The sequence below is a fragment of the Rheinheimera sp. 4Y26 genome (assembly GCF_025245835.1).
Classification (GTDB): domain Bacteria; phylum Pseudomonadota; class Gammaproteobacteria; order Enterobacterales; family Alteromonadaceae; genus Pararheinheimera.
Window position 1 is genome coordinate 21887 of sequence record NZ_JAOBWS010000012.1, and the last position, 11987, is coordinate 33873.

The following is an 11987-nucleotide window of genomic DNA, read 5'->3' on the forward strand; positions in this document are numbered from 1 at the left end:
AAGAATTAACCCGGAAACTGCTGTGCCATGGCCACAAGCGTCGGGCCTGTGACACGGTTAATACGCCAGTCGTCGAGCATAGTGGCGCCAAGCGACTGGTAAAAATCAATGGCTGGCTGATTCCAGTCCAGCACCGACCATTCCAGCCGGCCACAATCACGCTCCACCGCAAGTTTCGCAAGATATGTAATCAGCGCCTTGCCAATGCCCTTGCCACGAAGCTTTGGGTCAACAAATAAATCTTCCAGATAAATGCCGGGTTTGGCCAAAAAAGTGGAATAGTTATGGAAAAACAAGGCAAAACCGGCAGGCACGCCCTGATAATCGGCTATCACCACTTCGGCAAAAGCTTTATCGCCAAACAAAGTGGCAGTCAGCTTGTCTTCGGTGGCCACCACTTGATGCGCTAGCTTTTCATATTCCGCCAGCGCCTGAATAAAACTCAGAATTTGTGGCACATCGTTTTTGGTCGCAAGCCGCAAGCTCAAACCGGCAATAGTGGTTTCAATCATCAAAAATTCCTTATGAACGTTCAACAATGCCGGCAGAGCTGGCGCTGGCTTCAATCTCTACCGCTTTTAATTTCGCCGCGAGTTCAACCGCCGCCTGATAACGCGGACTTTGGCTTAACACGGCATCGGTTAAATGGGCCTGATGTTTTAACCGCGATAAACGTGTGCTGCTGTGCTGCCAATATTGCTGCGGCAAGGTATCCAGCACTTCAATAGCACCTGCTCTGTCGTTACAGACCAGAATCATGTCACAACCTGCACTGAGTGCAGCTTCGGCGCGCTGCTGATAGGAGCCGGCCTGATGTGCGCCTTTCATGCCCAAATCGTCAGAAAACACCACTCCATCAAACTTCATTTCAGTGCGTAGTACCTGTTGCAGCCAGTAGGTAGAAAAACCGGCCGCTTTGTCACAAAAGGCCGGATACACCACATGGGCCGGCATCACAGCGTCCAGCGCGCCCAGTTGTTGTAACTGGCGAAAGACAGTTAAATCCAGCTGTTCTATTTCTTCGCGGCTGCGTCTGTCATAAGGCAGCTCTAAGTGCGAGTCTTCTTTGACACTGCCATGGCCAGGGAAATGTTTGCCGGTGGTTTTCATACCAGCCTGATGCATGCCTTTGGCAAAAGCGTTCACCAGCGCCACCACTTTGGCAGGTTCGCTGTGAAAAGCACGGTTTCTGATCACATCACAGACACCCCAGATATCAGCAACGGGGGCAAAAGAAATATCAATGTCCTGCGCTAATACTTCCACCGCCATCAGCCAGGCTATTTCAGTGGCGTATTGGGATGCCAGAGCTAAATCCTGGCCGGCACCAGGCCAAATCTGCCCCATAGCAGGTAATAAGGTAAATTCAGGACGAAATCTTTGGACCCGGCCGCCTTCATGGTCAACTGCCAATAACAACGGATTTTTACTGGCAGCACGGCTTTGGCGCACCAGTTCTTTTAGCTGAGCTTTGTCGTGATAATTGCGGGTGAAATAAATCACGCCGCCAACGGCCGGATGGGCCAATAATTCTTTTTCTTCCTGGGAAATTTCCGGACCCTGCAGGTCCAGCATCAAAGAGCCGATCATGAAATTAATTCTCTTATTGCGCTTAAAAGGCATGTCAAAGCGGACAGGCTGCTGCCAGAGGGCGGCAAATCATCAGCATAAGGCGTAAAAGCCTTACTTTACCCCATGCGCCCCCATAAAAAAAGGCCAGCGGATGCTGGCCTTACGCTTTAAAAATCAGATAAATCAGCCTTTGATGGCCATGGCTTCCAGTTGACCCGGTTTAAAACTATCTACGCTGATAGCATCAAAACGCAGCTCGTTCATTTCATTAAGCTGTGTGGCTTCGGCAGCGCTAATCACATCAAGCTCAGCGGCTTTGGCAATCAATTGTTGCAGTGGCAGCTTGCGTGCCAGCTTGCCTTCTTTTTGCGCTGCGTAGATTTTTTTCATCACCGGCTGGGCTGCATGAACCGCCACAAAAGCACGTTCCATTGAACCTGTCGGGTCGTTTTTGTCTTCACCCAGGTAACATAAATGGGTTAAACGGTCACGGATCACACTTGGTTTTAACAGCGCGTCAGAGATTTGCATCGACACTTCATCGTCCGGCATCTGGTAACCAATACCAAATGGGAATACCAGCACTTTTAACAAACCACCAACAAAACGGTTCGGGAAGTTGCTGAAGAAGCCCGCAAAAGCACGGCCAATTTCATGCAGATTACGCTGTACGCTGTAATGCACAAAAGGTAAATCCGCAACCTGACGACCATTGTCTTCATAAAATTTCAGTACAGCAGAGGCAATATACAGATGGCTTAATACGTCACCTAAACGGGCTGACAGCATTTCTTTGCGTTTTAAATCACCACCTAACATCAGCATCGAAAAGTCGGCACTCAGTGCCAATGCTTTACTCATCCGGCTTAACTGTTTGTAATATTTAGCGGTGTCACCACCCACAGGCGAGCTGTTAAAACAACCGGCCGTTAAACCCTGGAACAAAGCACCAAAAGTATTGCCAAGCGCAAAACCAACGTGTTTCAGCAGCAATTCGTCAAACTGTTTTAAACCTTCTTCGGCATTCGGGTTTGCCGCTGCTTCTAACTCTTTTAATACATAGGGATGGCAACGGGTGGCACCCTGACCAAAAATCATCAGGTTACGGGTTAAAATATTGGCGCCTTCTACCGTGATAGAAATTGGCACCCCCATATAACCATGGGCCAGGTAGTTTTTCGGACCACATTGGATAGCACGACCGGCGTGAATATCAAAAGAGTCGTTTAACAAAGTGCGCGACATTTCTGTCATATGGTATTTGGCGATAGCGGTCACCACAGACGGGCTCAGTTTCAGGTCAATAGCACCAGCTGTCATCACGCGCATGGCTTCCAGGCTGTATGTTAATCCACCGATACGGCCGAGTGATTCCTGCACCCCCTCAAACTTACCAATCGCCATACCAAATTGCTGACGCACATAAGCGTAAGCGCCTGTCATGCGGGTGGCTAAATGGCCGGTGGCAGTGCCAAGGGCCGGTAACGAAATACCACGGCCTGCTGACAAACATTCCACCAGCATACGCCAGCCACGGCCGGCGTAAGATGGGCCACCGATGATCCAATCGAGCGGAATAAACACGTCTTTACCGTAAGTAGTACCGTTCATAAAGGCCATATTCATCGGGAAATGACGATCGCCAATTTTAACGCCAGGGTGTGAGGTTGGAATCAGGGCACAGGTAATACCCAGCTCTTCTTTGTCACCCATCAGTTTATCCGGATCTGATAACTTAAACGCCAGACCCAGCACAGTGGCAACAGGCGCCAGCGTGATATAACGTTTGTCCCAGTTCAGGCGGATACCCACCACTTCTTTGCCTTCAAACTCACCTTTACACACCACACCAGTGTCCGGAATACCACCGGCGTCAGAGCCGGCTTCCGGGCCTGTTAAAGCAAAACAAGGCACTTCTTTACCGGCAGCAAGACCAGGTAACCAACGGTCTTTTTGCTCCTGAGTGCCGTAGTGCATCAAAAGCTCGCCCGGGCCTAACGAGTTTGGCACCATCACTGTGACAGCAGCAGTCAAGCTGCGGGTGGCGATGCGCGAAACTATTGTTGAGTTGGCAATAGCCGAAAACTCACGACCACCGTAGGATTTTGGAATGATCATGGCAAAAAAGCCGTTGGCTTTGATGTAATCCCAGACTTCAACCGGCAAATCCCGTTGTTCCTGCACAATTTTGTAGTCGTCCAGCATTTTCAGCAGGGTTTCGACTTCATTGTCCATAAAAGCCTGCTCTTCGGCTGACAGCTGCGGTTTTGGAATCGCATGCAGTTTGTTCCAGTCTGGTTTGCCTTTGAATAAATCACCATCCCACCAGACATCACCTGCTTCCATCGCTTCACGTTCAGTATCTGACAGTGGCGGCAGAATTTTTTTGAAGATGGCAAAAATAGGTTTTGTCACCATGTTACGGCGGATGTCAGTGATCCCAAGGATCACCACCAGCGCCACAATAATTAAAAATAAAATAAACATAAGGCTTGTCCTTTATCGGATGGTTTTAGTCAGACTGCAAAGGCGCGGCTATCCCGGCCGCCAGATAGGGGATCAATCTTTTGATCACACCATCAATTTCCACTACTTCGTTAAAATCGGCTGCTGCAATGTCCTTTAACGCTTCGTTGGACGCCATGGTAAAAACGATGGTGCCAAGCGAAAAATGCAGCCGCCAAAAAATTTCACTGGCCGGTAAAGCCGGACAGCTTTGCTGAACCAACAACACAAACTTGTCTAAAGTACGGCCATAATGATGATTAAAAAACCAGCGCAAGTGGCCTTGTACATCGGTATAACCCCGCCCCAGCAACTGTAAAAACAGCGTGGTACCACGGTTCTGAATTCTATTAAGCTCCAGTAAAGGCTCAACAAACACCGACAGCACTTTGGATAAATCATTGGGTTTTTGTGATGACAACAGCAAACTGAATTCCTGATCCAATCTTGGCATCAGCACCGCCAGATAACGTTGTAACACTGCCTGGATCAGTTCTTTTTTCGAACCAAAATGATAATTCACTGACGCCAGATTGACTTCGGCCATACCGGTAATTTGCCGAAGCGAAGTGGCGCTGAAGCCGGTGTCGGCAAATAAACGCTCTGCTGCGTCCAGAATTTTTTGTTGGGTATTTTGTTTACTGGTCATATCAGTCAGTCAATTTAAACAACTGTTTGAAATGTACGTTTGAAACTTCTGTAAGTCAATATAGTGCAGTGATTTTCTGTTTGCCGGAAATTAGCAAGACACCGTGAAAAACCAGATAAAAATCAACATCTAAAACACCGCAAAAAAAAAGCGCTTGACAAGGTAATTTAATTCCTACAATTTTGAGCTATCCGCGCTGCCCAGCTGCAGCAATTTTCCCAACGATAAGGAGAAGTAAAGATGCAAAAGCTCGCTGCTAATCTCAGCTCTTATTTTTACTCCCCTTATTATCTGTCCGAGTGGTTTAATAATTAGCCACTGCCCTTTGCCTGATGCAGAGGGCTGTCTGACTTCTTCAAGTTGTTCAGTTTTCACTGAGTACCTGATCTAATCAGTTGTTGCCATCACCATACCGGTTTGCGCCTGTGTTGGTTATGTGTTGTGCCTGTCCGTTTCTGAGCGTGTCAACTCAGGACAGGTGCATGCTGGCACCCCCTCTGCATTTTTTGTTTCTTTACCGACGCAAGATTGCCACTAAGGCAACGAACAATGTTCAGAGGAATGTGTATGAAACTCGCAACAATGAAGCCAAATTCTTTTAAATACAGCATGTTATATAGCGCCACTTTGCTCGCCCTACTCGGCAGTCCATCACTTTTGGCGCAGCAGGCAACCGAAGATGCAAAAGCCGACACCAAAGCCATTGAAAAACTCGAAGTGACTGGTTCGCGCTTAAAAGGCGTGGATATGGAAGGCGCCAACCCGCTGCAGGTGTTTAGCAAAGACGATTTGATTAAAAAAGGTTATGACAGTGTCTCGGCCTTTTTAAAGGATTTACCTCAGGCCTCCAGCGCCGGTACCTTCACTGAAAACGGCAACGTGGCAGGCTCAGACGGCACCCCACCTGGCGCTGCAGGTGTCAGTCTGCGTGGTTTGGGCTCCAGCTCTACCCTGGTGTTGGTCAACGGCCGCCGTGTTGCGGTGGATTCTTTCTCCAACGGTTTTGACTCATTTGTCAACGTCAATGCAATCCCGATGTCAGCCATTGAACGGGTGGAAGTACTGACCGACGGCGCCTCGTCGGTCTATGGTTCAGACGCCATTGCCGGTGTGATTAACTTTATCCTGCGTAAAGATTTTGAAGGCCATGAGCTGTCGGCTATGTATGGCGACGACACTAAAAGCAGTGATTTTGGCCGCACTAATCTGACGTACGCCGGCGGTTTTGCCACGCAAAACAGCAACACCACGCTGGTGATTGATTATTTTGACCGCGAAAAACTGATGAACAGTGACAGGCCTATTGATGTCACTTTTTTATCATCAACCCGCGTCACTATTGATGGGAAAGACTACGCTGAACCCTGGTGTGGCAAAAATACCAGTAATGGCGGCTCCCGCTGTAAATACGATTACGTGATTGAACGTGCTATTCAGCCAGACAGCAAAAACATTGGTGCAACCCTGAATCACAACTACCGTTTTGGCGATAACAAAGAATTTTTTGCTGAAGTGATGTATCAGGACAACAGCGGTGGCTCTTATGACTCAGCAGGCTCGTTCGATTACACCTTGTCAGGCGCATTGCCAACAATTCCGGCATGGGCCAAAACCATAGATGCACAAAACGGCAGCGTAAATAACATCCGGGTACGCTCACGCTTTCCTGAAGCCCGCTCGCAACAATATGACACCACGAGCTATCGTTTATTGGCGGGTCTGCGCGGTGAACTGCAGGACTGGAGCTGGGAAACTGCGGCCACTTTAGGCAAATCAGAAAATGAAGTGATTCACAGCACTGGTTATTTTAGTGTGGCGCGCATGCGTGCTGCGGCGTTAAACGGTACTTTTAACCCCTTTAACTTAGGCCGTGACACCGATCCTTCAGTGATTGCCGGCTTACGTGAAGCGGCGCCGCGTATTGGTGAATCTGAAGTGATGTCCTGGGATTTTAATATCACAGGCGATCTGTTCCAGCTGTCCAACGGTGCAGTGAAAGCAGTATTTGGCGGTGAAGTCCGCAGCGAAGATATTTTTGACCGTCCATCTGAGCTTGCCAAAACCGGTGGCGTGACCACCTTAGGTGCCAGCGATGCAGCAGCAGATCGCAGCCAGTATGCCGTTTATGGTGAATTTAATATTCCGCTGACCGAACAGCTGGATGCCATTGCTGCGCTGCGCTACGACCACTACAGCGATTTTGGCGGTGACGTCAATCCAAAACTGTCGCTGCGCTACCGTGCCACTGATGACCTGATCCTGCGCGCCAGCTGGTCAACCGGCTTCAGAGCACCGTCATTATCTCAGTTAGGCGCGGGTACCTCATTAGGCTCAAACTATATCGACTGTGGCGCAGGCTCACCTTATACCCCGCTTTGTGGCGCTTTTGGTGTGCCAACAGGTGAACTGGAATATGATCAGGAAACTATTGGTAATAAAGGTCTGGACGCAGAGAGTTCAGAAGCGATGAACCTGGGCCTGTCCTGGAACCTGACTGATGAGCTGAACCTGACCGTCGATTATTGGCGTTATCAGCATAGTGATATTGTCGATGTGGATGCCAATACCACATTAAAAGCCTGTATCGCCGGCACTGCACCAAAAGTGAGTTCAGAAGCGGCACTGGGTGATGCTTTTGGTTGTGTGATGGACGCCGGTAATGACCTGGTGTTTTTACGCACCGGTTTCTTTAACGTCGGCGCCCAGGACACTGACGGCGTGGATATGAAGCTGGACTACAAACTCAGCACCAAGGCCGGTGATTTTAAACCTTATTTTGCTGCAACCCGCACTTTAAGCTATGAGCGCCAGCTGACCAAAGACGATGCACCGGAAGATTTACTTGGCAAACTAAGTGGTGCCAGTGAAATTGCAAGGCCGGACTTTGTCGCCGATGCCGGTGTGGACTGGACGCTGAACGACTGGAACGCCAGCCTGTCAGGCCACTACACCAGCGAGCTCGGTGACGGTGACTTTAAGTTTGACAATGACACAGTCGACAGCTGGCTGGTGTTAAGCGCCAGCCTGGGTTATCAGCTTAATGACGCAAGTAAGTTGCAGCTGACAGTCCGTAACCTGACCGACAAAGAACCACCTTATGCTTCGTCCCCCACCAATGGTTATGCCAGCTCGGTACATGACTGGTTAGGCCGGGTCTGGACGTTACGTTATACCGTGAAATTCTAAGCTTTTATTCTGCCTGGTGTTTTTGGGGGCGCTTTTGCGCCCTCCTTTTTAGCTGCAATAAATCCGGAACAACACCTTAAAAACGATGCTTTTGAAGTCACAACATTCAAATCAGACACTTCAGCAGTGACACAGCCACGCCCTGTCGGCGAGCAACGGGCATCCGCTGTGTTGAATTTTTGCTGATCACTACTGCTGCAATCTTTACTCATCAAGCCCGTGCAGGCCGCTTGGCAACGCATAGCAAACTTTGGTTATGACAAACACATCCGCAAAATATTGTGGGTAGTGGATCCATTTTGCCAACAGCTGAGGCATAATAAGAATTATTCTTATTAGCCACTCCACAGAGTGGTGGCGTTAAAAGGGTTGTGCTATGGCAAAAGTAGTGATGTTTTTTCTGTTCAGTTTGTTTAGCAGTTATTGTTTGGCCTCGGATAAATTAATTCAGTTAATTGAATACATAGGTGCCGATTATTCCGCTGCAGTGCAGGATGGCAAGATAATCAGCGAAGGCGAATATGGCGAAATGACCGAGTTTGCCGCCTTGATTTCCGACGAAGTCCAACATGGCAACAACGCAGCTTTACAGCAGCAGGCCACCCATCTGAAACAGCTGATCCGGGACAAAGCCGATGTTGTGGCTGTCCGGGGTTTAACCGCAACAATGCGCCAGTCTGTGCTGTCATCCATCGCTAAGTTACCGCTGCCAAAAACAGCACCGGATTTACAGCGTGGTGCCGCACTTTATGCACAAAACTGTGTCGCCTGCCATGGCCAAACCGGTTTGGGTGATGGCGCAGCCGGCGCCCAAATGGACCCTGCCCCTACTAACTTTTATGAGCTGGAACGCCACAACGCCCGCAGTTTATTTGGCCTTTTCACCACCATTAGTATTGGCGTTGCCGACACCGGCATGAGCTCTTTTGCCAATCTCGACGAACAAAGCCGCTGGGATCTGGCATTTTATGTAGGCCATTTAGCCAGTAAAGACCTGCCAACAGAAACAGCACCTAAAGCGCTGATAGCTGCTGAACAGATTGAGCACCTGCTGACCGCAACGCCTGCCGAGCTGGCGGCGCAATATCAGCAAAGCGGCACCGCCCTGATGGCACTGTTTCGCAAAGATCCAGCACAGTTTTATCAGGCCAGAGAGCAAGATCCATGGGCTGTAGCCAGTACCAATCTGACGCTCGCCAAATCTTTGTTGTCAAGCAATCCACAAAGTAGTTATGACCTGACGGTCGCGGCTTATCTGGATGGTTTTGAGCTGGTTGAAGCACAGTTGGATGCAGTAGACAGACCAAAGCGTAATGCCATTGAAAAGGATATGATGCAGGTACGTACTCTGGTAAAAAATCTGCCGCAGGAAGCTGCCACAGCCGCAGCCATTGATGCAGTGATACTGCAACTTCATCAAGCCAAAACTTTGGTTGCATCGGCAAACTTAACAGCTGAAAGTGTCTGGTTACTGGCGCTGTTGATTCTGCTGCGCGAAGGTCTGGAAGCTTTATTGGTGGTAGCTGCTATTTACGCTGTGGCAGTAAAAACCGGCCGCAATGAACTGAAACGGACAGTGCACGCTGGCTGGCTGAGCGCGCTGGCGCTCGGTGCCGTTACCTGGCTGTTGTCGAGTTTTGTGATTGAAATTTCAGGTGCATCGCGCGAGCTGACCGAAGGTTACACCGCGCTGATAGCCGCCGCGATTTTGTTTTATATGGGCTTTTGGATGCACAGCAAAACCAGCGCCTCAGAATGGCAGCAGTTTATTCAGAGCAAAGTACAAAATGCGCTGAGCGGCGGCACCCACTGGACACTGGCGCTGGTGGTATTCCTGGCTGTTTATCGTGAAGTCTTTGAAACTATTCTGTTTTATCAATCATTATGGTTACAGGGTGGCCAGATTCATCAGCTGGCCTTTATTGCAGGCATAGGCACGGGCTTGTTGGCACTGGCGCTGTTGGCTGTTGCGGTGATGAAGTTTGCTGTGAAGTTACCGCTGAAAAGCTTTTTTGGCAGTACTGCCCTGCTGATGTTGCTGCTGGCTTTTGTGATGGCTGGCAAGGGTATAGCCGCTTTACAGGAAGCGGGTCAGTTGTCTGCTGCGGCTTTAACTTTCCCTACCATTAGCTGGCTGGGCATTTATCCAACCTGGCAGGGGATCACTTTACAAACCGCTTTATTGCTTGTGGCAACTTTGTATTTTATCCGTGCCAGCCGTAAATAACACCGAGTTGCTGGCTGCTAAATAGCCGAGCAACTCTGGTGCTGTCAGATAAAAAATCAAAGGCGGCTTGGGGTCGCCTTTGTTATTTTTACCAGTTACCGACGACACTTTCACATACTCAAACAAGCTTGAACCTTAGCATAACAACAGCCGATAACAGTGGGCGCGATAAAGCGCTGGTGGCCGTCTGCGCTTTCGTTTAAAATACGCGCCCATTTTCCCGAAGGTAGTTTTGTTATGTCACAACCTAAAGTTGGCTTTGTTAGCCTTGGCTGTCCGAAAAATCTGGTCGATTCCGAGCGGATCCTGACACAACTGAAAGTTGAGGGTTATAACATAGTGCCATCGTACGACGACGCCGAGCTGGTGATTGTCAACACCTGTGGTTTTATCGACAGCGCAGTGCAGGAATCGCTGGACACTATCGGCGAAGCTTTGGCTGAAAACGGCAAAGTGATTGTGACCGGCTGTCTTGGCGCCCGCGAAGATGAAATCCGCCAGGTGCACCCCAATGTACTCGGCATCACAGGCCCGCATGCTTATGAAAACGTGTTGGATCAGGTGCATCAGTTTGTGCCTAAGCCAAAATACGACCCGTTTTTACAACTTGTGCCGGACACAGGCGTGAAGTTAACGCCAAAACATTATGCGTATTTAAAAATTTCTGAAGGTTGTAACCACCGTTGTACCTTCTGCATTATTCCATCAATGCGCGGTGATTTAGTCAGCCGCCCTATTGGCGAAGTGCTGGACGAAGCGGCCCGTTTACAAAAAGCTGGCGTGAAAGAACTGCTGGTGATTTCTCAGGACACCAGCGCTTATGGTGTGGATGTAAAACACCGCACCGGTTTCTGGAATGGTCAACCGGTGAAAACCTCAATGCAGGCGCTCTGTGAAGCGCTGGCTGAACTTGGTATTTGGGTACGTTTGCATTATGTCTACCCTTACCCGCATGTTGATGATGTGATTCCGTTAATGGCCGAAGGTAAGTTATTGCCATATCTGGATATTCCGTTCCAGCACGCCAGCCCGCGTATTTTAAAACTGATGAAAAGACCCGGCCAGGCAGAACGCACTTTAGAGCGTATTAAAAAATGGCGTGCCATTTGTCCGGATTTAACCATCCGCTCCACTTTTATTGTCGGTTTCCCTGGCGAAACTGAAGAAGAGTTCCAGGAATTATTAAACTTCCTGGAAGAAGCGCAGCTCGACCGCGTAGGTTGTTTTAAATACAGCCCGGTGGAAGGCGCCAAAGCCAATGAATTACCGGACCCGGTACCGGAAGAAGTGAAAGAAGAGCGGTACCATCGTTTTATGGCCACCCAGCAGAAAATCAGTGCTGCCAGGTTACAAGCCAAAGTGGGCCGCGTCATTGATGTGCTGATTGACGAAGTGGACGATGAAGGTGCGATTGGTCGCAGTTTTGCCGACGCGCCTGAAATTGACGGTGCTGTGTACCTCAATGGTCTGATGGACGTTAAACCGGGCGATGTGGTGAAAGCCGTGGTTGAAGCAGCCGACGAATATGACTTATGGGCCAGTCGCGTGAACTAAACAACGCTACTGTTCCAGCATAAAAAAACACCGCCCTGTGCGGTGTTTTTTGCTTACGACCATAAACAATAGACAGGAACTTCGGCTATCGGGCTTAATCTTGACGGTGACTGTCAGAGTCTGTGTACTGCATTTGACTTAACAATTCTGCGATATCGTTTTCATCCAGCGCCACTTTTTGAAAGTGCTCGACCAGAGCCTCAATGCCATAACCTTGTTGCTGATAACGACGTGCAGTTTCCAGGTGAACTTGTTTTACAAAATTAGAAGTCTTCATAACACCCCGCTCTGTTG

At 49.2% G+C, this 11987-nt stretch carries 8 protein-coding genes; 3 read left to right on the top strand and 5 right to left on the bottom strand.

Annotated features, from left to right (window positions below):
* Nucleotides 1–5: 5 nt before the first annotated feature.
* From N3Z11_RS14425 to N3Z11_RS14440, 4 genes are all read right to left on the bottom strand, one after another.
* On the bottom strand, nt 6–512 hold the full coding sequence (locus N3Z11_RS14425) for a GNAT family N-acetyltransferase (RefSeq protein ID WP_260657901.1): 507 nt from the start codon (nt 510–512) through the stop codon (nt 6–8).
* 10 nt (nt 513–522) lie between these two features.
* A complete protein-coding gene (nagZ, locus tag N3Z11_RS14430) occupies nt 523–1590 on the bottom strand; it encodes a beta-N-acetylhexosaminidase (protein ID WP_260657902.1) in 1068 nt (355 codons plus the stop codon).
* Between the two features lie 165 nt (nt 1591–1755).
* Nucleotides 1756–4059 (bottom strand): acyl-CoA dehydrogenase, encoded by a 2304-nt coding sequence (locus N3Z11_RS14435; protein WP_260657903.1) that lies wholly within the window; start codon nt 4057–4059, stop codon nt 1756–1758.
* A 25-nt stretch (nt 4060–4084) separates the two neighbouring features.
* A complete protein-coding gene (locus N3Z11_RS14440) occupies nt 4085–4726 on the bottom strand; it encodes a TetR/AcrR family transcriptional regulator (RefSeq protein ID WP_260657904.1) in 642 nt (213 codons plus the stop codon).
* 567 nt (nt 4727–5293) lie between these two features.
* On the opposite strand from N3Z11_RS14440, the gene N3Z11_RS14445 reads away from it, so the two are divergent.
* The 3 genes from N3Z11_RS14445 to rimO all read left to right on the top strand — a co-directional run bounded on the left by N3Z11_RS14445 (nt 5294) and on the right by rimO (nt 11693).
* Complete coding sequence (locus N3Z11_RS14445) at nt 5294–7912, top strand: TonB-dependent receptor (RefSeq protein WP_260657905.1); 2619 nt, start codon at nt 5294–5296, stop codon at nt 7910–7912.
* Nucleotides 7913–8288: 376 nt separating this feature from the next.
* The gene (locus tag N3Z11_RS14450) at nt 8289–10139 is read left to right on the top strand and encodes a cytochrome c/FTR1 family iron permease (protein WP_260657906.1); all 1851 of its coding nucleotides are present in this window, start codon (nt 8289–8291) and stop codon (nt 10137–10139) included.
* A gap of 237 nt (nt 10140–10376) precedes the next feature.
* A complete protein-coding gene (gene rimO, locus N3Z11_RS14455; protein ID WP_260657907.1) occupies nt 10377–11693 on the top strand; it encodes a 30S ribosomal protein S12 methylthiotransferase RimO in 1317 nt (438 codons plus the stop codon).
* A 94-nt stretch (nt 11694–11787) separates the two neighbouring features.
* Here rimO and N3Z11_RS14460 read toward each other — a convergent pair whose 3' ends face one another.
* Nucleotides 11788–11970 (bottom strand): hypothetical protein, encoded by a 183-nt coding sequence (locus tag N3Z11_RS14460; protein WP_260657908.1) that lies wholly within the window; start codon nt 11968–11970, stop codon nt 11788–11790.
* Nucleotides 11971–11987: the final 17 nt, after the last annotated feature.

Bases quoted from the DNA above. Each gene is read 5' to 3' on its own strand.
- N3Z11_RS14445 (WP_260657905.1), top strand. From the start codon at position 5,294: ATGAAACTCGCAACAATGAAGCCAAATTCTTTTAAATACAGCATGTTA.
- rimO (WP_260657907.1), top strand. From the start codon at position 10,377: ATGTCACAACCTAAAGTTGGCTTTGTTAGCCTTGGCTGTCCGAAAAAT.
- N3Z11_RS14450 (WP_260657906.1), top strand. From the start codon at position 8,289: ATGGCAAAAGTAGTGATGTTTTTTCTGTTCAGTTTGTTTAGCAGTTAT.
- N3Z11_RS14460 (WP_260657908.1), bottom strand. From the start codon at position 11,970: ATGAAGACTTCTAATTTTGTAAAACAAGTTCACCTGGAAACTGCACGT.
- nagZ (WP_260657902.1), bottom strand. From the start codon at position 1,590: ATGATCGGCTCTTTGATGCTGGACCTGCAGGGTCCGGAAATTTCCCAG.
- N3Z11_RS14435 (WP_260657903.1), bottom strand. From the start codon at position 4,059: ATGTTTATTTTATTTTTAATTATTGTGGCGCTGGTGGTGATCCTTGGG.
- N3Z11_RS14440 (WP_260657904.1), bottom strand. From the start codon at position 4,726: ATGACCAGTAAACAAAATACCCAACAAAAAATTCTGGACGCAGCAGAG.
- N3Z11_RS14425 (WP_260657901.1), bottom strand. From the start codon at position 512: ATGATTGAAACCACTATTGCCGGTTTGAGCTTGCGGCTTGCGACCAAA.